Here is a 25,095-nt window from a genome sequence, read left to right as displayed (position 1 = left end):
TTGTTGTTTGGGGAGTGTTGCTGAAATCAGAAATCGTAGCCGACGGTGGCGACCACGGTGCGCTCCTGGCCCCAGTAGCAGTAGCCGGTGCCGTAGCAGGCGGCGACGTACTTCTTGTCGGTCAGGTTGTTGACGTTAAGCTGAACGAACGCGCCTTTCAGATCCGGGCTGAACTGCGACAGGTTCATGCGCACAGAGGCGTCAAACAGCGTGGCGGACGGCATATGCTGGGTGTTTTCGTTGTCTGCCCATTGGGTGCCGATGTAACGCATGCCCGCGCCCAGATCCAGCCCGATGACGGAGTTGTACTGGCCCCACAGGGTCGCCATCTGCTTCGGCGTCACGTAAGGGGTGTTGCCGTCATTGCCGTCAACCGCGTCTTTGAAGCGCACCTTGTTATAGGTATACCCGGCGATCACGTTGAAACGGTCGGTGATCGGCGCGCGCGCTTCCAGCTCCAGCCCCTGGGAGTGCACTTTCCCTGCCGGGACGTAGTAGCTGCCCTGCACGATGCGGTTTGCCACATCTTTTTGCGTCAGGTCATACAACGCGGCGGAGTAGAGGGCCGAGCTGCCAACCGGCTGGTACTTCACGCCCACTTCATACTGTTCACTGGTGGTCGGTTTCAACAGGTTGCCGTTGATATCACTCAGCGTCGCCGGGGTGACGGCGGTGCTGTAGCTCATGTACGGCGAAATACCGTTATCAAAGGCGTAGAGCAGGGAGGCGCGGCCGGTGACATGATCATCGCTGCGCTCATCGGTCACGTCGGTCTCATAGGTGGTGGCCTTGGACTTCAGGTTGTCGTAGCGGCCGGAGAGCGCCAGATGCCACTTGTCGAGCTTCATGTCATCCTGCAGATAGACGCCGGTCTGGCTGTATTTACGTTTGACGTGGGAGCCATACACGCCCGGCGTGGCGAATGCGCTGTCGAGGTAAAGGGTGTCGCCGCCGGTCGCGCCGGTGTACGGGTTGAGGTTGGTGGCGTACCCGCTCTCAGACGAGGTGTCATTGGTGAAGTGCTGGAAGTCAAAGCCCAGGATCACCTGATGCTCCAGCATCCCGGTGGCGAAATCAGCCTCGAGCTGGTTATCGATCGCGAAGGCGTCCAGTGAGGAGTCTTCACCGGAGTAGTAGCGGCTCATCTGGGTGCGGTCACCGTTCCAGCCAAGGCCATACACCTGCTCCAGCTTGGTGTTGGAGTGGGTGTAGCTGGCGTTCTGGCGGAATGACCAGGTCTCGTTAAAGGCGTGCTGGAATTCGTAGCTGTAGATCTGCTCCCAGCGCTTGAAGACGTTGTGGCTGCTTTCACCGTCGAAGAAGCCGCGGCTCAGGCGGTCGCCATACAGGCTGCCGTCTGCCGGTACTGCGGAGTGGTAGCCGCCGGACGGATCTTTTTGCAGGTAGGCGCGCAGCAGCAGCGAGGTGTTCTCATCCGGCTGCCACAGCAGTTGCGGGGAGATGGCGTAACGCTCTTCACGCTGGTGATCGTACTGGGTGTCGCTGGTGCGGGTCATGCCGGTGATGCGGTAAGCCCACTGGTCATTGATGGCGTCGGTGTAGTCAAACGCGCCGCCTTTGGTGTTGAAGTTGCCGCCGGAGAGGCGCACATGGCCTTCAGGCGCGAACTGCGGGCGTTTGGTAGTCTCGATCACCACGCCGCCGGGGATGCCCTGGCCATACAGCGCGGAGGAGGGGCCTTTCAGCACATCAATGCGCTCCAGGAACCACGGGTCAATTTGCAGGGCGTTATAGCTGCTGCCGTCGCTCAACAGGCGCAGGCCGTCGAGGAAGGTGTTATTCACGTCGCCGCCGTGGAAGCCGCGCAGGGAGATGGTGTCATAACGGGTGGCGCCACCGGCGAAGTTGGTGAACACGCCCGGCGTGTAGTTCAGGGCGGCGTTAACGGTGGTGGCGTTCTGGTCATCCATCTGCTGGCGGGTGATCACAGACACGGCCTGGCCGGTGGTGATCAGGGGCTGGTCGGTTTTGGTGGCGCTGCGGCTGGTTTTGGCGCTGTAGCCCTGGGTAGGCGCATCGGCGGATTCAGCCGGCTGGGCCGTGACCACCACGGTATCGTCCGCCAGGGAGGCGAAAGGAACAAACAGCGCAAGGGAACACAGCAGGCTGGAGCGCTTCAGGTTAAAAGCCGACAACATATTCATCATCCCTATAAAAATCTTGGTGTTAAGAAAAGAGCAACGCGTGTGAGTCATACAAAAATCTCACCTGCCGGCGTGATGCGCCTGCGAGATGAGATAAAGTCACGTAGTGTAAATCTAATGATAATTATTATCATTATTGTTAGTTCGGTTCAAGAGGATGTGTCAGAATATTGCTAAGGAACAGCGCTGTTATCCGCATGATGACAAAGGGATAATTTTTGATTGTTAAGCAGGCGTTAACGAATAATCGGCCCGTTTCAGCGGAAAAACAGGCGTGTGCCCCGGAACAGGGCGGGAAACGCACGTTAAAAAGACCTGCCTTTAATAACGTGCCTTAAACACTTTTCCTGAAGCCGGAAAGGTAAAAAATGTGCGTCACCTGCCGGTCTGTTTTCCTGACCGGGAACAACTGCCTGCGTCTTATCCGGGCAGAAAAGGTTACATGCTTGATAATCGTTTGCGGCAAAAAGGTATCTTTCCTCACCGGTAACGCGCACACTACCCCTGTATTATCCAAAATTAGCAGGATGATATTCTCTGAAGGAAAGAATGATGACGCTTTATATAACCGACTCCCTCTGTGCCATGACCGGCGTCCTGCCTGTCACCCTGCGGAGCTGGCGGCGGGCGGGGCTGGTGCCTCATGCCCGCAACAGCAAAGGCTTCTACAGCCCCAACGACTATGCCCGCGTGCTCCGGGTACTGGACCTCACCAACACCGGGGACACCCTGCCCGAAATCCACCAGTTGTTGAATGATCCCTATCACTACCGGCGCAGTGGCTGGCAGTGCCGCACGGAAGAGGTGCTCACGCAGCTTAACCAGGCGTCGGCAGAGTCGCTGAACCGCCTGATCCAGGCACTGGGGACGAACTACGGCGGCGAGGCGTTTATCAACTCCCTGCTGCGGCCGCTGAACCTCTGGTTAAGAAGTGACATCAGCCGCGGCGCTTCGCTCCGGCTGGCCCGTTTTCATACGGCGGTGTTGCGCCATGCCGACCGCATGATGGCATTGTCAGAAAAACAGAAGTGTGTGCCGGTGTTCCTTGAGGCCGCCAGCACCACGGACGACACCGAAATCTGGCTGGAAACCATCCGCCTGATTGGGCAGGGCTGCCGGGTTGAGGTCTCAGCCGAGGTCACCGATATCCCGGCGAAGCCGACGCGCCACTATGAGCACCACCTGATCTGGTGCGGCGCGGGCCTGAGTGCCGGGATGAAAAAGCACTATACCCGCAAGCTGGCGCAGGATTACCCGGTAATGCTGTGCGGCACCAATACGCAGGCGTGCCTGACGCCTGCCTGATTTCCCCCGCCGCTGGCCTTTCCCCTGCGCCCGGTTTTCTCTTCCCGTGCTCTTTCCCCTACACTGCGGTAATAACCCACGCAGGGCGGGAGCACCTCTGTTGAACGCAGGCATTTTATTGATGGCGGCCGGGCTGAGCCGCCGCTACCGCGCCGCCTCGGGCGGGCAGCACAAACTTTTCGGCCGGTTACCCAGCGGCGATACGGTATTTGAACAGAGCCTGCGCCATGCGCAGCAGAGCGGGCTTTCGGTCAGGGTGATCCTGCGCCCGGAAGATACCGGGCTACAGGCGCTGGCCGCACAGGCCGGGGCCGCGTTTCACTGTGTGGCAAGCGGGGGGCTGGGGGAGTCGATTGCGGCGGGGGTGGCCGCCACCGCAGGCTGGCCGGGCTGGCTGGTGGCGCTGGCGGATATGCCGCAGCTGACACCGGAAACCTATCTTCAGGTCAACGCCGCGCTGGCACACGCCCGCTGCGCGCGGGCGGTCTACGGTGAACAGGCCGGGCACCCGGTGGGGTTCCGGGCGGAGATGCTAAGTGCGCTCTGCGCACTGACCGGGGATGAGGGTGCGCGCGCCCTGCTGAACAGTTCCCCGTCCGCGCGGGTAGTGGTGGACGACCCCGGCTGCGTATGGGACATCGACCTGCCGTCCCAGTTGCCGCGCCCGGCTCAGTAGTAGGTGGTCTGGTAAGTCTGGGTGTAATTCAGGGTGGCGCTGCCGTACTCCCCCTCGGCGACCACGGCGGCAGCGCACTGCACCGGGTTGAAATGGGCGTCATAGTGGCAGCGGATTTTGGTCACCCCGGCCAGTTTGCCGTCTACGCGGGCTTCAAGGGTGGCGTCCATCCGGCGGGTGTCGGGCGCATCCTCTTTGACGTCAATCTCGGTTTTGCCCTGGGCATTCTGGAACAGGGTGTGGCGCGGGAAGCCGAGCGCATCGTAACGGTAACCGGCAAAGGCGTCGTCGTTCTCGGTCTTCACCACCTCGGTAATAAAGCCTTTGGCATCTTTTTTATACTCCAGGCTGCCGTCCACGGTGCGCGCCAGGCGGCACTGCGCATCCAGCTGGTACATTTTTTTGCGGCTGGTGCGATCGACAAAATAGTCCCCCTCTTTCACCATATCGACATCCACTTTCATCGCCGGCTGGAAGGAGCGAAGCCGCTGCACGCAGCCCTGTTTATCGAGGGTGGCACTGACGCGCGCGGAGATTTTGCCGTCCTCGCCCCGCTGGATCTGGGTGAACTGTTTGACCTTGCCGCGCAGCGCATCAAAACCAAAAATGTTGGCCAGGCTGGCCAGCGAAGGGTTGACCGGCTCCGGCCCACGGGCATCGCAGGCCGCCAGCGCACCCGCGGCAACGATCAGACATAGGGCCTTTTTCACGTTCCTGTCCTTATTCAAAAGAGAGCCGCGCGCATCATAACATGCGGAATTTCAGCCACGTAGCGTATCTTTTGAACAGGTTTCTCATTTTCAACCAGAAAAAATCATCACGTAAAAATTGCTGTTAAGGCCCCGGTTTATCCGCTGTTAACGGAAATTTTTAACCTGCTTTGTCCGGCAGTTCATCCGCCGGGCCGTCGCCCATGCCGGGCGGGTTTACCTGCGAGCGGGCGATGCGTTCATCGCTCTCGCCCCAGCGGGCGAGCACCCGGTCATACTCCCCGCTGCGCAGGGTGCCGTTGATCGCCTCACTCAGCGCGGCAGCCAGCCCGTTGCCTTTGCGGGTGGTGGCCGCCACCCAGGCGCTGCGCGGCCCGTTGCCCACCACGCGCGTTGTGCCGGTCAGCGCTGCTTTATAGACGGCGGTGGAGTGGGGGCCGAAAAAGGCGTCCACCCGGCCCGATTGCAGCGCCAGGCTGGCGGCCGCGTCATCGGTGACGTAGACCGGCTGCGCCGCCTTCAGCCCTTGCGCCCGGTTCTGTTTGTCCCAGGTCAGCAGGATGTTTTCCTGATTGGTGCCGGAGCCGACAATCACCTTCAGCCCGGCGACGTCCGCAGGTTTGTTGATCGTTTGGATCGGGCTGTGGGTACGCACCGAGAAGCTCAGCGTGTCGGTGCGGTAGGTGGCGAAATCAAACCGGGTTTTGCGCTCCCGCGTCACGGCGATATTGAACAGCGCCACATCATATTTCCCGCTGGCGATGCCGAGCGGCCACTGCTCCCAGGAGGCGGGTACCAGGTTCAGCTCCAGCCCGAGGCTCTCTGCCAGCAGGCGCGCCATATCAATATCACTGCCGATGCGGGTGCGGTTATCCTCCGCCAGCACCGACAGCGGCGGTGAATTCAGCGCACTGACCACCACCGTCAGCTTGCCCGGCACGGCAAATGTAAACCCGGGCGGCAGCAGCGCCACCGCCGCGCTGTTTTTGGCGGTATGGATCGCCTGCTGGTTGGCGGTGAGGTTAATGCGCGCGGGTTCCGCCTGCGCAGCGCCAACGGCGAGCGCCAGCAGCAGGGCGCTAAGGGCAACGGTTTTCACGGTCAGTCTCCTTGTCAGGTGGGGCGGCCTCACAGCACATTGGCGAGGAAACGGCGGGTGCGTGGGTGCTGCGGGGCGCTGATTACCTGCCGGGCGTTGCCCTGTTCCACAATTTTGCCGTCCACCATAAACACGATCTGATCCGCCACTTCGCGGGCGAAGCCGATCTCATGCGTCACCACCACCAGCGTCACGCCCGACTGCGCCAGCGAGCGGATCACGTCCAGCACTTCGCCCACCAGCTCCGGGTCGAGGGCAGAGGTCGGTTCATCAAACAGGATCACCCGCGGGTTCAGCGCCAGCGCGCGGGCAATGGCCACGCGCTGCTGCTGCCCGCCGGAGAGCTGGCGCGGCCAGGCATCCGCTTTGTGGCGCAGCCCGACGGTGTCCAGCAGTTCCAGCGCCCGCTCAATCGCCTGCGGCCGGGTCAGCTTTTTATGCACAATCGGCGCTTCAATGATGTTCTCCAGCACCGTGAGGTGCGGAAACAGGTTGAAGTTCTGGAACACGTAGCCCACTTCCGTGCGCTGGCGCAGGATCGCCTTCTCCTTCAGCTCATAGAGCCGGTCGCCGCGCCGCTGGTAGCCGATGTAATCGCCGTCGATCTGGATAAAGCCCTCATCCACCCGCTCGAGGTGATTGATGGCGCGCAACAGTGTGGACTTGCCGGAGCCGGACGGCCCGAGGATCACCGTGACCGAGCCGGGCTCCAGCTCCAGCGACACCTCATCCAGCGCCTTGTGCCTGCCGAAATACTTGGTGACGCCGGTGATGCTGATGTGGCCGCGGGCATTGGCCGCGCGCTGGTAATCGATTGCTTCTGACATGGTTAGCTCCTTACCGGGCCGAGCGGGGCGCGGCCGGTTTTTGGGCGGAAGAGTTGCCACAGGGCGGGGCGCGGTTCACGGCGGGCGCTGCGCGCCAGCCAGCGTTCAACGTAGTGCTGCACCACGGAAAGCAGGGTGGTGATCACCAGATACCAGACCGCGCCCACCATCAGCAGCGGGATCACCTGCTGGGTGCGGTTGTAGATCATCTGGATGGTGTAAAACAGCTCCGGCATCGCCAGCACGTAAACAATCGAGGTGCCTTTCGCCAGGCTGATGATCTCGTTGAAGGCGGTCGGGATAATCGCCCGCAACGCCTGCGGCAGGATGATGCGGAAGGTGCGGCGGCGGCCCGGCAGCCCCAGCGCGGCCGCGGCCTCAAACTGGCCGTGGTCCACCCCGAGGATGCCGCCGCGGATAATCTCCGCCGTATAGGCGGATTGCACCAGCGTCAGGCCGATCACCGCGGTCGGGAACTGGCCGAGCACATCGATAGTCGCGTAGTGCCCCCAGGCGAGGCCGGTAAAGGGGATGCCGAGCGACAGGGTGTCGTAAAGGTAGGAGAAGTTGTAAAGGATGATCAGCACCACCACCAGCGGCAGCGAGCGGAACAGCCAGATGTAACTGAACGCCAGCCCCGAGAGCAGCCAGGAGGGCGACAGCCGCGCCAGCGCCAGCGCGGTGCCGAGCACAATGCTGAACAGCGAGCCGAGCAGCGTCAGCAGCAGGGTCTGTTGCAGCCCCTCGAGGATCACCGGGTCGAAGAACCAGCGGGCAAAAACAGCCCACTCCCAGCGCGGGTTAAAGGCGATGGACTGCACCACCGCCGCCAGGATAAACAGGGTAAAGAGGGCGCCGATCAGGCGCAGCGGGTAGCGCGCCGGCACGACACGCAGGGTGGACGTGTGTTTCATCTCTCTCTCCTTAACCGGCACGGGCATCGGCGGCGAGCGCGGTGACAGGCGCGTCCGCCCCCAGCCGCTTGATAAAGCGCAACCGGCCGTCATAGGGCGGGCGGCTGTACTCTTCCGGGTCGCGGTGGATGTCAAACTGCGGCTGATACCCCTGCGCCAGGTAGAGGCGCACCGCCTCCGGCTGGCGGAACCCGGTGGTGAGGTAGACCCGGCGGTAACCGGCAAGCGCCGCGCGGCGTTCCAGCTCCGCCACCACCAGCAACCCCAGCCCTTTGCGCCGCTGGTCGCGGCGCGTCCAGATGCGCTTCAGCTCGGCGGTTTCGTCATCGAAGGGCTTATAGGCCCCCATCGCCAGGGTTTCGCCGTCGCGCTCCATCACAATAAACAGCCCCTGCGGCGGCAGATACCACTCGGTCAGCTCCTCTTCCGCAGTGCGGGAGAAGTAGTCGCCGTAGCGCGCCTCATATTCGCCGAACAGCCCGGTAATGATCGGTTGCAGGTCGGCGTCCTCCGGGGAGACGTCACGAAAAGTAAAGTGGCTCATGGTGCTCTCCTTTAGTCGCCCAGGCCCGGCGGGTTGATCTCAGAGCGGTCAAGCCGCTCGACGCCTTCCCCCCAGCGGTTCAGGACCTGGTCATAGGCCCCGCCCTGGATCACGCCGTTCAGCGCCGTGTTCACCGGCTGCACCAGCCCGCTGCCTTTTTTCAGGGTCACGGCGATGTGCGCCGCTTTCGGCCAGCCGCCGTCCACCGAGCCGACCAGTTTGGTTTTGCCGTTCAGCGCCGCTTTCCAGGCCCCGATCACGTTCGGGCCGAAATAGGCGTCTGCGCGGCCCGACTGCAACGCCAGCGTCTGCGCCGCGTCATCGGTGCTGTAGACCGGGGTAAACGGCTTCAGCCCTTTTTTGCGGTTCTCCTGATCCCAGCCAAGCAGGATCGACTCCTGGTTGGTGCCCGCGCCGACGATGATCCGCAGCCCGGCGATCTCTTCTGCTTTCTCAATCCGGCTGAGCGACGAGGTGGATTTCACATAAAAGCCCAGCGAATCCTTGCGGTAGGTGGCGAAATCAAATTTCGCTTTGCGGTCTTTGGTGACCGTGATGTTGCTGATGGCGGCATCATATTTGCCGGAGGCCACGCCCAGCGGCCAGTCCTCCCAGGAGGTGCGCACAATATTGAGCTGCAACCCCAGGCTGTCGGCCACCAGCCGGGCGATGTCCGCCTCGCTGCCCAGCATGGTTTTGTTATCATCAGCCAGCAGCGTCAGCGGCGGGGAGTTCAGCCCGGCGATCGCCACGGTGAATTTCCCCGGCACCGCAAAGCGGTAGCCGGCCGGGATCTGCGCCACTGCCGCCGGGTTGGCGGCCACGTTGATCGGGGTCTCATTGGCTTTCAGGTCAATCCCATGGCCTGCGGCCTGTGCCAGGCCGGAGAACAGCAGGGCGAGGGTGAGTAAGGCGGGTTTCTGCATAGCGCGGCTCTCTTATTATTGTCAGGAACGATAAAAATCAGGCGGTAAACTGGTTGGCCGGTTGCGCCAGCCCAAAGCTGTCACGCAGCGTTTTCCCAGGGTATTCCGTGCGGAAAAGCCCGCGTGCCTGCAACAGCGGCACCACCTGGTCAACGAAATGCGGGAAGGTCACCGGCGTGCCGCCATTGATGATGAAGCCGTCAGCGGCACCCTGTTCAAACCAGTGCTGGAGGCCGTCCGCCACCTGCTCCGGCGTGCCGTGGAACAGCGGACGCGGGGTGGCCGCTTCCAGTGCCACCTGGCGCAGCGTCAGTGCTTTTTCACGCGCGTTGCGTTTGATCTCATCCGTGGTGCTGCGGAAGCTGTTCTGGCCGATGTCGCCCAGTGCCGGGAAGGGGCCATCCAGCGGGTACTGGCTGAAGTCGTGGTGGTCGAAGTAGCGACCGAGGTAGTTCAGCGCATCTTCCACGGACACCAGCGCCGCCGTCTGCTGGTATTGCCGCTCCACATCGTCGGCGCTGCTGCCGACGATCACGCTGACCCCCTGGAAGATGTGCAGGTCGCCGGGCTGGCGGCCGTTCTCCACCAGCTGGCGTTTCACATCCTGATAGAACGCCTGCGCCTCCTCCACCGTCGGGTGGTGGGTAAAGATCGCGTCGGCATGGCGCGCCGCCAGCTTTTTGCCGTCTTCAGACGCCCCGGCCTGGAACAGCACCGGGCGGCCCTGCGGCGTGCGGCCGATGTTCAGCGGCCCCTGCACCTGGAAGAAGTCGCCGTGGTGGTCCGGCGTGTGAAGTTTGCTGGGGTCGAAGAACTGCCCGGACGCTTTGTCGCGCACAAAGGCGTCCTCCTCCCAGGAGTCCCACAACCCTTTGGCGACGGTCAGGTACTCGTCGGCAATGCGGTAGCGCAGGGCGTGGTCAGGGTGCTGTTGGCGGGAGAAGTTTTTCGCGGAACCTTCCAGCGGTGAGGTCACCACGTTCCAGCCCGCGCGCCCGCCGCTGAGGTGGTCGAGGCTGGCAAACTGGCGCGCCACAGTAAACGGCTCGCTGTAGGAGGTGGAGAGCGTGCCGACCAGCCCGAGGTGCTCTGTGACCGTCGCCAGCGCTGACAGCAGGGTAATCGGCTCAAAGCGGTTCAGGAAATGCGGGATCGACTTTTCATTAATAAACAGCCCGTCCGCAACAAAAATAAAGTCGAGCTTTCCCTGTTCGGCTTTTTTCGCCACGCTTTTGGCAAACTCAAAATTAATACTGGCATCGGCCTGTGCATCCGGGTGACGCCAGGCGGACATATTTCCTGAGGCACCGTGTAATATCGTGCCGAGACGTAATTGGCGGCGGGTAGACATTATTTCACCTGCATTATCAGAGTGGGGTTGAATTGACTATTCCCGAGCGGGGCAGGGAAGTAAAATAACAATCCCTGCAATCCAAAGATAAAATTGGTCATAACGTGGCATTAGTGCGCCAGATCGGTTAACGCCTCTTCGGCCAGCCGGGCGAAATAGCAGGCGGCCGGGTAGATCAGCCGTTCGTCCGGGTTAAAACCGGGGTGGTGCAGCCCCTCGTCACTGCCGCTGCCGATGCTGACAAAGGTGCCGGGCACCTTTTGCAGGTAGAGCGCAAAATCCTCGCCGCCCATCTGCGGCTCAGAGATCTGCACCCGGTAGCCGTTATCCGCCGCCACCCGGGAGGCGAACTCCGCCCAGCGCGGCGTGTTCACCAGCGCGGGCGGGCCGGGCTGCCACACCAGCTCCGCCGTGGCCCCGGAGGCGGCCGCAATGCCGTGGATAATCTGGCGCATCGCTTCCGGCAGCGTCGCGCGGATGGCGTTGTCATGGGTGCGCACCGTGCCCTCCAGCTCCACCTGCTGCGGCAGCACATTCCAGGTATTGCCCCCGGCGATGCGCGTCACGCTCACCACCACCGAGGCCAGCGGGCTGTAGCGGCGGCTGGCAAGGGTTTGCAGCGCGCCGATGGTCTGCCCGGCCACCACAATGGTGTCGATCCCCTCCTGCGGCCGGGCGGCGTGCGCCCCTTTGCCGGTCAGGCGGATCACGAAACGGTCCACGTTGGCGTAGAAGGCCCCGCCGCGGGTGGCAAAGGTGCCGACCGGCAGTTCCGGCGCGTTATGCATGCCGAAAATCGCCTGCACCCCCTCCAGCACCCCGGCATCGATCAGCGCTTTCGCGCCGACAAAGGTCTCCTCCGCGGGCTGGAACAGAATGCGCACCCGGCCGGGCAGATCCGCTTCCCGCGCCTTGAGCAGGCGCGCCGCCCCCAGCATCACGCTGGTATGGATGTCATGGCCGCAGGCGTGCATCACGCCGGGCTGCCGGGAGGCAAACGGCAGCGCGGTGGTTTCCTCAATCGGCAGGGCGTCAATATCCGCCCGCAGGGCAATTAACGGGCCGCGATGGCCTATTTCCACCACCAGCCCGGTGTTTAAAGAATAAGGCAGCGGCGTCAGGCCGATATTATTAAGCCAGCCGAGCAGCCGCCCGGTTGTTGCTGTTTCTTTGCCGGAAAGTTCCGGGTGTTGATGTAATTCACGCCGCCATAAAATAAGCTGCTCTTCTAAAGGGAGTGTCATGATGAACCTTATTAATATCGCAGGAAAGACGGGGGGAATTAATTCAGGCTGTCACCTGTTGATGGGCCGCCAGTAATTCCAGCGAGGTGAACCGGGTATCGCCGTCACTGAGGGGCGTATCGATAATAAATTCTTCAATGCCGTAGCGCTGGTGGAGGTGGTCAAGCTGGGCGTGGACGTCGGCGGCGGTGCCTTTCAGCGTGGCGCTCTGGCGCGGTTCGATCTGGTAGTCGGTGATGCCTGCCTGACGCACATAGGCTTCGGCCTGTTCAACACTCGCCACGGTGACGCTCTGCCCCTGCGGGCTGCTGACGCGGTAATGTTGCAGATCGGCGGCCAATTGGGCGGCCTCTGCGGCGGTGGCTGCGGCGATCGCCTGCACCGCTACCAGCGCCCGGCGGCCGTTGCTGTGGGTGTGGTACGCCGCCAGCGCCGCGGCCAGATCGGTTTCGCTGCCGTTCAGATGGGCGGCAAACACAAACTGCCAGCCGAGGCGGGCAGCCAGTTGCGCGCTGCCTTCACTGGCCCCAAGCAGGAAACGCTGCGCCGGGGCAGGGGGCAGCGGCGTGGCCAGCAGTTCGTCGCGGCCATCCCCGGCGGGAGTGGCGTCCAGCCACTGGGTTAATTGCCCGAGCTGGTGGGCAAAATCGCCTTTTTCGGCAGCGTTGACCCCTTGTTGCAGCGCACGCGTGGAGAGCGGCAGCCCGCCCGGCGCTTTGCCGACGCCCAGATCAACCCGGCCGGGGGCCAGCGAGGCCAGCAGGTTAAAGTTCTCCGCCACTTTGTACGGGCTGTAGTGTTGCAGCATTACGCCGCCTGCCCCGACGCGCAGCGTGCGCGTCTGCGCCAGAATCCAGGCGATCAGCAGCTCCGGTGAGGGGCCGGCCAGCGCCGCGCTGTTGTGGTGCTCCGCCACCCAGAAGCGGTGGAACCCCCACGCTTCGGCCTGTTTCGCCAGCGCCACGGTGCGCGCCAGCGCCTGCGCGGCGCTTTCGCCGTCGGCTATCGGGCTTTTGTCCAGCAAACTGAGTCGGTATGCCATGTTGTGTCTTCCTTTTCGCTCGGTCGTGGCGGCAATTATTGGAAGGCGGCACCACCGATGTAAAAGAAGAAATATCGCTTAAGGAAGACGTGAAGTGGGATTGCCGCACCGCCCGCTCGCATTGCGCGGCAATCGGCGCTATTCGTTAAGCAAGCAGATAAGGTATGCTCCCCCTTTCCGTGACAGCGTCACGTTACGTACAGGCAGACGATAATGACCTCAAGAACATGTAAACAGCAGCACCCGGCCATTCGCGATGACATCGGCGATCTGGTGACCCGGCGGCCATTGCCCGGCGCGGCTCTGCCGCAGCTCGACCCGTTCCTCTTCCTCAATCACCACGGGCCGCAGGCCTACCCGGCCAATAACCACGGTCTGCCGTTCGGCCCGCACCCGCACCGCGGTTTTGAGACCGTGACCTTTATTCTGGAGGGGGAGCTGGCGCACCTCGACAGCGGCGGCCACGAGAGCGTGATTACCCAGGGCGGCATCCAGTGGATGACGGCCGGGTCAGGGCTGGTGCATGCGGAAATCTCACCCGCTGCGTTTAAACGCAGCGGCGGCCCGCTGGAGATCCTGCAACTCTGGGTCAACCTGCCGTCACACCTGAAGATGAGCAGCCCGGCTTACACCGGCTTGCAGCAGGATCAGATCCCGGCGATTGAGGCCGCAGGCGGCAAAGCCACTGTCAACCTGATCTCCGGCGCGTTCGGCGACCAGCATGGGCCGTTTATCTCCCTGACCGGCGTGACGCTGATGACCGTACAGTGCCGCGCCGGGGCAGCGATCACCCTCCCGGCCCCGGCCGGGCGCACGGTGTTCTGCTACGTGGTCAACGGCGCGCTGACACTGGGCGGCGAAGCGCTGAAGGCGCACCACCTGATTGAGATGAATGACGATGGCGAGTGCGTGGCGCTCACCGCGGAGAGTGAGGCGGTGATCCTCTACGGCCATGCCGACCCGATTGGCGAACCGGTGGTCTCCTACGGCCCCTTTGTGATGAACAGCCGCGATGAGATCAACCAGGCGATTGCGGATTACCAGGCCGGGAAATTCGGCAACGTGGAGTTGGGCAGCCACCGCTAGGCGGCTGACTGCCCACTGCGCCATCACCCGGCGGAAGGCCGGCACCGTCGGGTTGGCCGGGTGATGAGGGAGATGCCGATCACCAGCGCCACGCCTTTCAGCGGCCGGTGGCAGATGGGCAGTGCCAGACTCAAAAGCCCGGCAGCGCTTCTGGTTATGCAGCAGGGCGCTCATTCCATGCGTCATGCGCTGACAGATTGCCGTCTTTGTACAGGTGGGTGATCTTCTCGTAATTCAGGGCGACCTCTTCCATGTGGCCTGTGCCCGGGCAGCCCCGCGTATCATACATCACCGGACTGACCAGAATGACTTTTACGTTTTCCAGGGTGATCCGGTAATACTCCACTTCCTGCCCGGCATCATTGATGTGGTAGAACCTGAACTCCGCAGATTTCAGCGTCTGCCCTGTTGCCGCGGCTTTAAAGAGATAGGGCGATGCGCTATCAAGCGCCTTGGTAAAGTGGAACGGTGAGTGCTGACGGGTGCCGGTCACCTTTCCTGTCATGGGATCGGTAGGGAGGGTTAAACTGTGTTGCAATGCCCGAATTTCCATACTTCCTTCCCGGCCTTGCACATCGGAAGAACCCCGGATCACTGCGCCGCCATCGTCAGTCAAAAATAAGTGAACAGGTATCGCCATGTAAACGCTCCTTGCGTGTGTTTAGTCATATAACCAACGCCCCGCTTTTGCTGATTCAATCAACATACCGATAGTGAAATCAGGTACATCTATTATTTGTTTCTTAAATGGATTCCATGAAAGCGGCACATCTGGGTAGTAATTTTCAAGTTTGAAATTTCCTCGCTCCGTGTTGAATGCTGTAAAGAACTCATTCATCAGCGCTTCGGCGTCGTCAACATCAAGCTGTACATCAAAGTGAATATTGGATTCGGTTGTATAGGTGTCGTATTTCTTTTTCCTGAACATGTATACGCCGCTGTAACGGGTGACTAACGCAATCACTTGCTGCTCGATGTCACCAACATCGCTCTCTACCATAACTTATCCTTATCACGGGCTATGGCGTTGTAATCATGTATAGAGCAGTAGGTGATCTGCGATACATCAGCAACAAGAATAACTTGGCCGATCAAAGGTATTGAGCGGCCAACAAATGGCGCAATGAGGTATAGCCATGTGAAAGCCCCTTGCGTGTGTTTAGTCATATAACCAGCGCCCGGCTTTTGCTGATTCAATCAACATACCGATAGTGAAATCAGGTACGGGTATGGGGGGGAATTTTTTGAAGGGATTCCATGAGAAAGGTTCGTCAGGATAGTAGGTTTCAATTTTGAAGTTTTCCTTATCAACCTGGAAAGTTGTAAAAAACTCTTCCATAAGTTCTTCTGCTTCACCTACATCTAACTGCATATCTGTATCCAGATCGGTATCAGGATTTAACTGCCTTTGCTTTTTCTCATTTTGGAACAGATAAACGCCATTGTAGCGTCTGACCAGTGCGTAAATACGGTGGTCAATATTGTCTACCATAATTTATCACCATCCCTTGCTATACGGTTGTAATCACGTACAGAGCAGTAGGTGATCTGTGATACATCAGCAAGTAAAATCACTTCACCTACAAGAGGGAACGTTCGCCCGACAAAAGTACTTATTTTGGCAACCATTCTGCGTTCTGCTGTCCATGGGGTGTAACCTCCAACCCATGTTGGTAGCTTTATTCCTAGCGGGAATTTTGCAGTTTTAAAAAGTCTCCTCATGGATTTAGATACACGTGAAGTCCCCTCTTTGGCTCCTTTAGGTTTTGTCCTTGTTTTTTGATTGTTAACGCCACTATAGAGAGCGACGACTGCCGCAATGTCTTTTATCCCAAAATGATCCGCTGTATTCATCACAAACACCATAAAGAATAATTCACTGGCGGTAAGATTTGCTTTACCCGCATAGAAGTATGTCCCGTTAAGTTCTTCTACCGTATCCATCGGTTAACTGACTCGTTATGAGCATGAAATAGCCATACACTAACTAAGTGTATTGAATTTGGTCAATAAAAACAGTCTGTGCATAATGGGACAAAGCCAGCGTCAGGGGGCGGGAAAATGGCTTAGCATGCCTTTTCGTTTCATTGAGCGTCAGGCCCTTTGTCTACCGCGCTGGTGTGCAGCGGCAACCACGCCCAACCCGCTCGCTGGTGGGAGAGTTCTTCAGGCAAACGCTGTGAAACCGTTGCTTATGAGCGAACAGGAACGATGTGATAGGCAGGATAGATAGAAAAACGGCTCCCTCAGGGAGCCGTTTTTATTATCAGTACAGAAGGTTACGCGTCGTGCTTATTTGTCCAGCGCGTAGGCGATCACATAGTCACCGCGGTCCGGGGACTGGCGTGCGCCGCCGGCGGAGATCAGGATGTACTGCTTGCCGGTGGTCGGGGAGACGTAGCTCATCGGGCCGCCCTGGCTGCCGACCGGCAGGCGCGCTTTCCACACCTCTTTACCGGTGGAGGAGTCAAACGCGCGCAGGTAGTAGTCCTGCGTACCGGCGATGAACACCAGGCCGCCCTGGGTCGCCAGCGTGCCGCCCAGCGTCGGCATCCCGACCGGCATCTGCACACGCATTTTCACACCGAACGGGCCGGTGTCCTGCACGGTGCCGACCGGCACCTGCCAGACGATTTTCTGGGTTTTCAGGTCAATCGCCGACAGGGTACCAAACGGCGGTTTCTGGCACGGAATACCCAGCGGGGACATAAAGCGGTTTTTGTTAACCGCATACGGCGTGCCTTTCAGCGGTACCGCGCCCATCCCGGTGTTGATCGCCTCGCCGCCGTTGCTGCCGCGGGCGATCTTGCTGGTGTCGGCCGGAATCATCTGCACCCACAGGCCAAGACGCATGTCGTTGACGAAGATGTAGTGATTGTTCGGGTCAGTCGAGAGGCTGCCCCAGTTCATGCCGCCCAGGGAGCCTGGGAAACTCAGCGCCTTGTCGGTGCCCGGCACGGTGAACAGGCCGTCATAACGCATCGATTTGAAGCCGATGCGGCAGGCGAGCTGGTCAAACGGCGTCGCGCCCCACATGTCGGACTCTTTCAGGGTTTCCGCGCCAATCTGCGGCATCCCGGTGGAGAACGGCTGGGTATCGGAGTACTGCTCGTCTTTGATGTCGCTTTTCTTAACCGGCTTCTCTTCCACTTTGGTCAGCGGCTGGCCGGTCATGCGGTCCAGCACAAAGATCTGGCCCGCCTTGGTGCCGAACACCACGGCCGGTTTGCTACTGCCGTCTTTCTCTGGGAAGTCGATCAGGCTCGGCTGCATCGGGACGTCGAAGTCCCACAGATCGTTATGCACGGTCTGGTAGACCCACTTCTCTTTCCCGGTGGTGGCATCCAGCGCCAGGATGGAAGTGGCGTACTTGTGGTCCAGCGGGGTGCGGTTGCCGCCCCACAGGTCCACCGAGGAGCTGCCCATCGGCATGAACACGGTGTTCATCGCCGGATCGTAGGACATCGGCGCCCAGGAGTTCGGGGTGCTGCGGGCGTAGGTCTGGCCCGGTTGCAGCGCCATGTTCGGGTCTTTGTTGCCCGGGTCGAACGCCCAGCGCATCTCGCCGGTGATCACGTCGAAGCCGCGCAGCACGCCGCCCGGCATGTCAGTCTGCACGTTATCCGCGATACGGCCGCCGACCACCACCGTCGTCCCGGCCAGGGTCGGGGCAGAGGTGAGCTGGTATTTCGGGTCCTGTGCTTCGCCGAGGCCTGCTTTCAGATCCACCACGCCGTTGTTGCCGAAGTTCTGGCAGAGCTGGCCGTTGTCGGCGTTGACCGCGATCAGGCGTGCGTCGATGGTGTTCATAATCAGGCGACGCTGGCAGGTATCACCCGCAGCCAGTGCCGGGGCCGGGACCGGGGTTGAGCCGGGCACGGTCGGCTGGGTCAGCGGTTTGGTGGCGTCGAAGTAAGCCAGGCCGCGGCAGCGGTTCCAGACTTCCGCCTGCGCGTTCACCTCATGACGCCAGATCTCTTTGCCGTTGTCGGCATTCACGGCGATCACGTTGTTGTGCGGCGTACAGAGGAAGATGCGGTCACCTACCTGTAATGGGGTCTGCTGGTCTTCCGCGCCGTTGCCGGTCGGGCTGTCCGGGATGTCGCCGGTGTGGAACGTCCAGGCGACTTTCAGATCTTTCACGTTGTCGCGGGTGATCTGGTCCAGCGCCACAAAGCGGCTGCCTTCCGGCGTGTTGCCGTAGTTATCCCAGTCTTTTTGCGCTTTCGCTTTATCGACCGGCACCAGGGGAAGCGGTTTACCGTCAAACGCAACGGTCGGGTGCGGCTGGAACATCTGCACCAGCGTCGCCACCATCCCCACGGCCACCACCACCGCCAGGCCATAGGAGACCCCGGCCAGCGGCGCTTTGCCTTCGCGCTTGCGCAGGGCAGGCCAGGTGGCGAAAGCCACCAGCATCACCCCGGCAGGCACCATCAGGCGGGAGACCAGCGGCCAGAAGTCGAACCCTACTTCAGCCACCGCCCAGATAACGGTGCCGATGAAGAACAGCAGCACCAGCGCCACCGCCGAGGACTTACGGCGGAAGAACTGAATTGCTGACAGAAGAACCACAATACCCGCGATCAGGAAGTACCAGCTCCCGCCCAGCGAGACCAGCTGGCCCCCGCCGATGGCGAAGAACAGGCCGATGGCGAGCAGCACCAGCCCAAAAAGTACAGACCATATGCCCAGCGCGCGTGAGGCGCGGGCCTTTGTTTCAGCCATAACACAAACTCCTGGAGAAATAGCCGCCGGTGAAAAGAGGGGCGCCCAGATTGACCCGCGACGCAGACGGCGGGCCGGGCAGAAACACGCTTTATCACCGGGCTATTTCTGGATAGTTAAATACGGAACCTGTCCGTGATGTACCCATTACAGCCCGCCCCTGGAAGGAAACGTGTCAGCGGACCATAAATCGCGCGCAGTGTACCATCTGGTACATGTGTTAGTGAATAACCCATAACAATGAGACTACTAGCTAATAGCATTTTTGCTACAAAAACGGGGCGGCAGACGCCTCCGCGCACGGCTTATCAGGCAGCATAAACGGTGCCCATCATTGGCGGAAATAGCGTAAAACCCTTGCCTGGCGTGGGGGTGGCAAATAATGAAAGGCTGTGGTGATCAGAAAATCAAGGCCTTACAGCCCCATTTTCCTCAATGAGGATTTTTATCAGTGTTAACAATTGATTAATAAGTGGGGTGAATAAAATTCAGACAAAACAAAACGATAATGTTCCGGATGATTCACAATCCGGCAAATCATGCCTTTTTACCGGGGATTTTTAGTTGTCGTGGAAAGTGTGATGAACATTTAATTTCTATCTGTAACTATTGTCATGTAATTGATAATAGTGTGAGCAAAACATCTTCAAAACGTAACAAAAATTAAACATATCCTGACTATATTGGCTGCTTTCTTAATGAGGGAGCGCTAATGCGTAACTGGAACGAACCGAAAAAGAATAAGGCGCACATCGAACTGATCCCGATGATCGACGTCATGATGTTTCTGCTGGTGTTCTTTGTGCTGATCAGCCTGAACGTGATCCCCTCCCAGGGGCTGAAAACCCAGTTGCCGGGCGCGGCCACCGCGCAACAGCTCAAACCGCAGAAACGTGCCATCGTCACGCTCGGCAATAACGACCAGCTTCAGCTCGACGGCCGCCCGGTTGCGCTGGACGCGCTGGTCACCACGCTGAAACAGCAGCAGCCCGCCGGCCAGACCACCACCATCATCCTGAACAGTGACAAAGGCGTGGCGGTGGAGCGGCTGGTGGCGGTGATGGACAGCCTGCGCCAGGGTGGGTTTACCGCCGTCTCCCTCGCGACGCGGAAGCTGTGACATGTATCTCCTCTACCGTTCCCGACACCTTATCAGCTGGCTGCCGGTCGTGGCGGTGGCGGGCTGGGCGCTGATGCTCAGCCAGCAGCCGCCGTTGAACATCCAGCCCCGTTACGATGAATCTACGATGGAGCTGGCGTTGGCGGAGCCGCCCGCGCCGGAACCTGAACCCCAGCCGGAACCCGAACCGCAGCCCGAGCCGCTGCCGGAACCTGAACCGCTGCCGGAGCCTGAACCGCCGCCGGTGCCGCTGATTGAGACACCCGCCCCGGTCGTGGTGCCGCCACCGCCTAAACCCAGGCCGGTGCCGAAGGCGAAAGAAAAGCGCCCGGCGCCGAAGCCGGTAAACACCAGACCGGCAGAGAAACCGCGTGCCGTTGCGGCACCAAAAGCCGTCGCCGCGCCCGCCGCCCCGGCAAAACCCGCTGCCCCGGCGGCAGCAACGCCTGCCAACAACGCCCCGGCGCTGGAAGGCGCCTGGCAGCAGGCGCTGCGCCGCGATCTGGATTCGCGCAAGCGCTACCCGACCGGGCGGCAGGCGTCGCTGGAGCGGCCGGAAGGCAACGTGGAAGTCTGGCTGGAGGTCGATCGCAGCGGCCGCGTGCTGGCCTCAGGCATCAGCACCAAAGCCCGCAGCATGTTGCTGAACCGCGCCGCACTGAGCAGCCTGCAAGGGATAAGCCAGGTGAAGCCGTTCCCGCCCGAGGCGTTCACCGGGCAGAGCAGCCGCCGCTTTACCGCCACCTTTACTTACCGGGCGCCGTAAGCCCGGACACCATAACAATGCACAGGACACGCTATGAAAACCTTTAAACACTCTGGGATCGGTCTGGCCGTGATTTCTGCGCTGTTGCCTTACGCGGCACAGGCGGCAGAGAGCACCGATGTGGGGAATATCACCGTCGAGGGCCAGTCACTGGGCGGCGGCATGATGGTGCAGGAGGAGACGCCCAAGGCGCGCTCTACCCTTACCAAAGAGGCGATGGACAAACAGCCCAGCGCGGGTAACGCCATCGACAAACTGCAATTTACCCCCGGGCTGAACGTCAACAGCACCGACTCCAGCGGGCTGAGCGGCTTTGATTACACCATGCGCGGGCTGAAGTCCGATCAGATCGGTATGTCTATCGACGGCATCCCGATGAATGACTCCGGCAACTATGAGGTCTACGCCAACCAGGTCGGCGACGAGGAGAACATTGAGCAGATCTTCGTTACCCAGGGCTCGTCAGAAGCGGATGGCCCGCACATCGGCTCCAGCGGCGGCAACATCGGCCTGGTGACGCGCCGCCCGGCCAAGGATTTCGGCGGCTTCGTCAAACAGATCCTCGGCAGCAACAACCTCAGCAAAACCTTTGCGCGGCTGGAGACCGGCGAGGTCAATGGCTTCAGCAACTGGATCTCCTACTCCCATACCGAAGCGAAAAAGTGGCGCGGCGAGGGGCGGCTCTACTCCAACAAATTCGAGATGAACTCGCTGTTCGAGGCGGAGAACGGCAACAGCAGCAACCTGATCGTGAAATATAACCGGCAGGAAAATAACAACTACAACACCCTGAGCAAGGCGCAGTTTGACCAGGGCGGGCGCGACCAGGACTACCCGACCACGCCGCAGTACAACAGCCGCGGCCAGCTCACCAGCTACTACAAACTCAACCGCAACCCGTTTGAGACGCTGAACCTGAGCTTCACCCAGAATCTGCAACTGCGTGACGACCTGACGCTCACCGTGCAGCCCTATTATTACTGGGGCAACGGCGGCAGCTTCACCGGGCAGTCGGCCAGCACCCTCTCGTCAACTTCAGACCGCGCCGGGCAGTATGATCTCAGCAACCTGAGCAGCGACACCTACTACCGCCCGTCGTGGACGGAGACCTGGCGGCCGGGCGTGACCACCAAACTGAAGTGGGACATCAACGAGCAGCACAGCATGGACGTTGGCTACTGGTATGAGCGCACGCGCCAGTCGCAGACCCAGCCGTTTATCGCCATCAAAGGCGACGGCAACCCGGCGGACGTCTGGGGCGGGTCCGGCGGCGGCGGGCAGGTCAGGGATGCCAACGGCAAAATCGTGCAGGGGCGTGACCAGTACACCGTGACCCCGGCGCAGAAAGTCTGGGTGCAGGACACCTGGTACGTGACGCCGGACTGGACGCTGATCGGCGGGCTGGCGTACCAGCACGTCGAGCGCCAGGGCAAAAACCGCGGCAGCCTGAGCAGCGCGCCGGAGAACCGCAGCACCCGCTACCACGAGTTCCTGCCAAATTTCAGCGCCAGCTACCGCATCAACCCGGAAAACCAGGTGTTCTATAACCTGTCGCGCAACATGCGCACGCCGCCGAACTATGTGTTGTATAACGTCGGCGACTCGGTGAACACCAAGCCGGAGCTGAGCTGGAACCACGAGCTGGGCTGGCGTTTCCAGCGGGAAGATATGCTGCTGAGCGCCACGCTGTTCTACCTGCGCTACACCGACCGCCAGGTCTCTACCACCAACCCGGACGGCGACTATGAGTTCCTGAACGTCGGCAAAGTGGAGAACACCGGCCTGGAGCTGGAGTGGAGCGGCCAGCTTCCGCACCACTTCAACTACTACACCTCCTATACCTACACCGATTCCGAGCAGCAGGATGACGTAACCAACCGCGGCGGCCTGCTGCAGACCCGCGGCAAGCAGATCCCGAACGCGCCGAAAAACCTGTTCAACATGACGCTGGGCTATGACGACGGGCGCTACTACAGCAGCGTCAGCGGGAAGTATGTCGGGTCCTTCTACGGCGACATGACCAATGATGAGGAGATCGGCGGCCGCACGGTGTTTGACCTGGCAGCGGGCGTCTACCTGCCGGTGGATAAGGTGATGGTGAAAAGCGCCGTGTTGCGTTTCGGCATCAACAACCTGTTCGACAAAGAGTACCTGACCTCGGCGCGCACCACGGTGTTTAACGCCGCGGCCTATAATGGTGTGGATGCCGCCACCCCGTATTACAACGTTGGCGAGGAGCGCACTTTCAGCGTCTCGCTGGAAGCCACCTTCTGATAAAGAGCCAAACGATGAACGCTACCCTGTTACACGACCTGATTTTCTACGTAATGTATGCCGCGCTGGCGGTGTCGCTGGTGATTATTATTGAACGCGCGATCTGCTTCGCCTGGACGCAGAAACAGGCAGCGCAGCTGGCGCAGAGCCTGACGCCGGACGTCCGCAGCGCGGCGGGCCTGCCGGAAGCGCTGACCCGCCGCAACAGCCTGCCGCTGCGGGTGATTGAGCCGGTGCTGGCGCAGAAAAACCGCGCCACCCCGGAGGCGATAGGGGATGTGATCGACGCCCAATACCTGTTGAGCAAACCCTGCCTGACACGCGGCATCTGGCTGCTGGAGACAGTGGTCACCGCCGCGCCGCTGCTGGGGCTGCTCGGCACGGTAATGGGAATCATCGATACCTTTAAAGCACTCTCCGCCTCCGGCATCTCCGATGCCAGCCAGGTTTCCGCCGGGATGGGCACCGCGCTTTACGCCACCGGCCTCGGCATCGCCATCGCGCTGATCTGTCTGGTAGGGAACAACTATTTGCAAAGCCGCATGGAGCGCATCAGTGAACTGCTGAAAGTGCTGCTGATCCGCGCCGGCAGTCAGGCGGCGGCACCGCAGCAGGACGCACCCTGGGCGGAGAGCGGGGCAAAACGCTATGCCTGACGGCCGTCTCCTCAGGTGGCTGAAACGCCACCTGCACCGCCTGATCTGCGGCAGTTGCCTGCTGACGCTGGCGCACCCGGCCGCCGCCCGTTTTGAGATCCCCGGTTTTGAACTGGTGTATAACGCCCCGGCCGGGACGCCGCTCCAGGCGGATGACCTGCGCAGCGCGCAGGCGGTATGGCGGGAGATGTTCGCCGGGGCGCGGCAGCGCATCGACATCGCCCAGTTTTATGTGGCGGGGCAGCCCGGCTCGGAGCTGGAAACGGTGCTGGCGGCGCTGCGCGAGGCGGCCGGGCGCGGGGTAAAAATCCGCCTCCTGCTGGAAGAGAAAGGGGTGCGCCTCAGCACGCCGGAGACACTGGCGCAGCTTCAGGCGATCCCCGGCCTTGAGCTGCGCATAATACCGTTCGGCAAGCTGGCGGGCGGCATTATCCACGCCAAATACCTGGTGGTGGATGGGCGCGAGGCGTTTGTCGGCAGCCAGAATTTTGACTGGCGCGCGCTGGAGCACATTCAGGAGACCGGCGTGCGCATCAGTGATGCGCCGGTGGTGGCGCAGATCGCGGCGGTGTTTGAGCAGGACTGGCAGGCGCAGCCCCGGCTGGTGACCGGCCGGCCGGTGCCGGGGGTGCCGCAGCAGGCACCGGCGGGGGATCTGCTCCACGGTAACTACCTGATCGCCAGCCCGCGTGACTGGAACCCGCCGGGCGTGCGCGACTCACAGGCAGTGCTGCCGCGCCTGCTGGATGCCGCCACGCAGCGCATCCGCGTGCAGGTGATGGAGTATGCGCCGCTCTCCTATGGGCCGAAGCCCAGCCGCCCCTTCTACCCGCTGATCGACAACGCCCTGCGCCGCGCCGCCGCGCGCGGCGTAAAGGTCGAGCTGATGGTGGCGGACTGGAACACCGGCAAACCGGCGGTTGACTGGCTGAAAAGCCTGGCGCTGGTGCCGAACGTGCAGGTCAGAATCGCCACCATCCCCCCGGCACCGGGCGGCTTCATCCCCTATGCGCGGGTGGTACACAGCAAGATCATGACCATCGACGGCCGGCTCGCCTGGGTCGGCACCAGCAACTGGAGCGGCGGCTATTTCGACAACTCCCGCAACCTTGAGCTGGTGATGAACAGCGGCGCGATGGCCGCCCGGCTCGACCGGCTTTATCAGCAGCTCTGGGACAGCCCCCTCGCCGCGCCGCTGCGCATTGAGTATGACTACCCCACGCCGAAACCGGGCGGAGAGACGGGGAAGTGATGGCCCGGAGGCATTTATCCGCGTAAAGGCACACCGGATCGGCAGGCAGCCGCTCCGGTGATGTCAGAAATCAGGGGGGAGCTATCAATAAAGTAATTATATGGAAATAATTATGTCATAAGAGAAATGTATAAAAATAGGGATAAATAGCCGCGGGCCTGGGCAGGTTATTCTTATTGCGAAAAGGTGATAATGTTTTCTGATGTAGCGGCAACTCTTTATGCTTTCCTTCTCTTTGTTTAATTTAACTCTCTGATTATTATTGATTTTAGAGTATGATATTTTTATGGAACAGGATGAATAAGCCACCCTTTCTGCATTGCGTGCATTAAGTCGTTGACAAACGCTGCAACGGATTTTAGCTTTTACAGGTATTTTCAAATGAGTTTCACCTTCAATTACCGTTATTC

General features: G+C 60.8%; 23 protein-coding genes and 1 pseudogene. 8 read left to right on the top strand and 16 right to left on the bottom strand.

The features are described from left to right. Positions 1–26: 26 nt before the first annotated feature. The gene (locus CYR32_RS07085; protein WP_101823772.1) at positions 27–2,159 is read right to left on the bottom strand and encodes a TonB-dependent siderophore receptor; all 2,133 of its coding nucleotides are present in this window, start codon (positions 2,157–2,159) and stop codon (positions 27–29) included. Positions 2,160–2,717: 558 nt separating this feature from the next. Here CYR32_RS07085 and CYR32_RS07080 point away from each other — a divergent pair. Together CYR32_RS07080 and CYR32_RS07075 are read left to right on the top strand one after the other, a co-directional pair. Next, positions 2,718–3,470 carry a MerR family transcriptional regulator gene (locus CYR32_RS07080; RefSeq protein WP_165698196.1) on the top strand — a complete coding sequence of 251 codons (753 nt, stop codon included), beginning with the start codon at positions 2,718–2,720 and terminating at the stop codon, positions 3,468–3,470. 100 nt (positions 3,471–3,570) lie between these two features. Further along, on the top strand, positions 3,571–4,146 hold the full coding sequence (locus tag CYR32_RS07075) for a nucleotidyltransferase family protein (protein WP_146000674.1): 576 nt from the start codon (positions 3,571–3,573) through the stop codon (positions 4,144–4,146). Here CYR32_RS07075 and CYR32_RS07070 read toward each other — a convergent pair. From CYR32_RS07070 to CYR32_RS07030, 9 genes are all read right to left on the bottom strand, one after another. Next, complete coding sequence (locus CYR32_RS07070; protein ID WP_165698195.1) at positions 4,140–4,856, bottom strand: YnfC family lipoprotein; 717 nt, start codon at positions 4,854–4,856, stop codon at positions 4,140–4,142. The genes CYR32_RS07075 and CYR32_RS07070 overlap by 7 nt on opposite strands. A 160-nt stretch (positions 4,857–5,016) precedes the next feature. Next, on the bottom strand, positions 5,017–5,961 hold the full coding sequence (locus CYR32_RS07065) for an ABC transporter substrate-binding protein (RefSeq protein ID WP_101823771.1): 945 nt from the start codon (positions 5,959–5,961) through the stop codon (positions 5,017–5,019). A 23-nt stretch (positions 5,962–5,984) separates the two neighbouring features. Beyond that, positions 5,985–6,782 carry an amino acid ABC transporter ATP-binding protein gene (locus CYR32_RS07060; protein WP_101823692.1) on the bottom strand — a complete coding sequence of 266 codons (798 nt, stop codon included), beginning with the start codon at positions 6,780–6,782 and terminating at the stop codon, positions 5,985–5,987. A gap of 2 nt (positions 6,783–6,784) precedes the next feature. Beyond that, complete coding sequence (locus CYR32_RS07055) at positions 6,785–7,696, bottom strand: amino acid ABC transporter permease (protein ID WP_101823691.1); 912 nt, start codon at positions 7,694–7,696, stop codon at positions 6,785–6,787. A 10-nt stretch (positions 7,697–7,706) separates the two neighbouring features. Beyond that, the gene (locus tag CYR32_RS07050) at positions 7,707–8,240 is read right to left on the bottom strand and encodes a GNAT family N-acetyltransferase (RefSeq protein ID WP_101823690.1); all 534 of its coding nucleotides are present in this window, start codon (positions 8,238–8,240) and stop codon (positions 7,707–7,709) included. Positions 8,241–8,251: 11 nt separating this feature from the next. Then, positions 8,252–9,166, bottom strand: coding sequence for an ABC transporter substrate-binding protein (locus tag CYR32_RS07045; RefSeq protein WP_101823689.1), 915 nt, complete (start codon positions 9,164–9,166; stop codon positions 8,252–8,254). A gap of 37 nt (positions 9,167–9,203) precedes the next feature. Then, positions 9,204–10,517, bottom strand: a complete 1,314-nt coding sequence (locus CYR32_RS07040; RefSeq protein ID WP_101823688.1) for an LLM class flavin-dependent oxidoreductase — start codon at positions 10,515–10,517, stop codon at positions 9,204–9,206. A 110-nt stretch (positions 10,518–10,627) separates the two neighbouring features. Then, positions 10,628–11,761, bottom strand: coding sequence for an amidohydrolase (locus CYR32_RS07035; RefSeq protein ID WP_101823687.1), 1,134 nt, complete (start codon positions 11,759–11,761; stop codon positions 10,628–10,630). 43 nt (positions 11,762–11,804) lie between these two features. Further along, the gene (locus tag CYR32_RS07030) at positions 11,805–12,803 is read right to left on the bottom strand and encodes an MsnO8 family LLM class oxidoreductase (protein WP_101823686.1); all 999 of its coding nucleotides are present in this window, start codon (positions 12,801–12,803) and stop codon (positions 11,805–11,807) included. A 213-nt stretch (positions 12,804–13,016) separates the two neighbouring features. Between CYR32_RS07030 and CYR32_RS07025 the strand changes: the two genes are divergently transcribed. Next, complete coding sequence (locus CYR32_RS07025; RefSeq protein ID WP_101823685.1) at positions 13,017–13,889, top strand: pirin family protein; 873 nt, start codon at positions 13,017–13,019, stop codon at positions 13,887–13,889. 154 nt (positions 13,890–14,043) lie between these two features. Here the strand turns inward: CYR32_RS07025 and CYR32_RS07020 are convergent, their stop codons facing one another. From CYR32_RS07020 to CYR32_RS07000, 6 genes and pseudogenes are all read right to left on the bottom strand, one after another. Continuing rightward, on the bottom strand, positions 14,044–14,529 hold the full coding sequence (locus tag CYR32_RS07020; protein ID WP_101823684.1) for an Hcp family type VI secretion system effector: 486 nt from the start codon (positions 14,527–14,529) through the stop codon (positions 14,044–14,046). Positions 14,530–14,550: 21 nt separating this feature from the next. Further along, positions 14,551–14,889 carry a DUF1493 family protein gene (locus tag CYR32_RS07015; protein WP_101823683.1) on the bottom strand — a complete coding sequence of 113 codons (339 nt, stop codon included), beginning with the start codon at positions 14,887–14,889 and terminating at the stop codon, positions 14,551–14,553. Then, positions 14,883–15,014: pseudogene (locus CYR32_RS22075) on the bottom strand (STM2901 family protein); the annotation flags it as partial. The pseudogene CYR32_RS22075 and the gene CYR32_RS07015, both read right to left, overlap by 7 nt. Positions 15,015–15,048: 34 nt before the next feature. Beyond that, positions 15,049–15,381 carry a DUF1493 family protein gene (locus CYR32_RS07010; RefSeq protein ID WP_101823682.1) on the bottom strand — a complete coding sequence of 111 codons (333 nt, stop codon included), beginning with the start codon at positions 15,379–15,381 and terminating at the stop codon, positions 15,049–15,051. Beyond that, the gene (locus CYR32_RS07005) at positions 15,375–15,833 is read right to left on the bottom strand and encodes an STM2901 family protein (RefSeq protein WP_101823681.1); all 459 of its coding nucleotides are present in this window, start codon (positions 15,831–15,833) and stop codon (positions 15,375–15,377) included. Before CYR32_RS07005 ends, CYR32_RS07010 begins: the two co-directional genes overlap by 7 nt. 348 nt (positions 15,834–16,181) lie before the next feature. Beyond that, a complete protein-coding gene (locus CYR32_RS07000; RefSeq protein WP_101823680.1) occupies positions 16,182–18,617 on the bottom strand; it encodes a glucose/quinate/shikimate family membrane-bound PQQ-dependent dehydrogenase in 2,436 nt (811 codons plus the stop codon). 712 nt (positions 18,618–19,329) lie between these two features. On the opposite strand from CYR32_RS07000, the gene CYR32_RS06995 reads away from it, so the two are divergent. From CYR32_RS06995 to CYR32_RS06975, 5 genes are read left to right on the top strand one after another with little or no spacing between them, the layout of a single operon-like run. Beyond that, entirely contained in the window at positions 19,330–19,737 is a 408-nt protein-coding gene (locus CYR32_RS06995) for an ExbD/TolR family protein (protein WP_101823679.1), read from the top strand. Position 19,738: 1 nt separating this feature from the next. After that, a complete protein-coding gene (locus CYR32_RS06990; RefSeq protein ID WP_101823678.1) occupies positions 19,739–20,503 on the top strand; it encodes an energy transducer TonB family protein in 765 nt (254 codons plus the stop codon). Positions 20,504–20,536: 33 nt separating this feature from the next. Then, entirely contained in the window at positions 20,537–22,777 is a 2,241-nt protein-coding gene (locus CYR32_RS06985; protein WP_101823677.1) for a TonB-dependent receptor family protein, read from the top strand. Positions 22,778–22,791: 14 nt separating this feature from the next. Then, positions 22,792–23,433 (top strand): MotA/TolQ/ExbB proton channel family protein, encoded by a 642-nt coding sequence (locus tag CYR32_RS06980; RefSeq protein WP_101823676.1) that lies wholly within the window; start codon positions 22,792–22,794, stop codon positions 23,431–23,433. Continuing rightward, positions 23,426–24,685 (top strand): phospholipase D-like domain-containing protein, encoded by a 1,260-nt coding sequence (locus CYR32_RS06975; RefSeq protein ID WP_101823675.1) that lies wholly within the window; start codon positions 23,426–23,428, stop codon positions 24,683–24,685. Before CYR32_RS06980 ends, CYR32_RS06975 begins: the two co-directional genes overlap by 8 nt. Positions 24,686–25,095: the final 410 nt, after the last annotated feature.

Origin of the sequence: Chimaeribacter coloradensis, assembly GCF_002858715.1 — a bacterium.
In the GTDB taxonomy this organism is placed as follows: domain Bacteria; phylum Pseudomonadota; class Gammaproteobacteria; order Enterobacterales; family Enterobacteriaceae; genus Chimaeribacter; species Chimaeribacter coloradensis.
The sequence above is the reverse complement of the archived record's forward strand: the minus strand, read 5'-3'. Positions and strand labels throughout refer to the sequence as shown.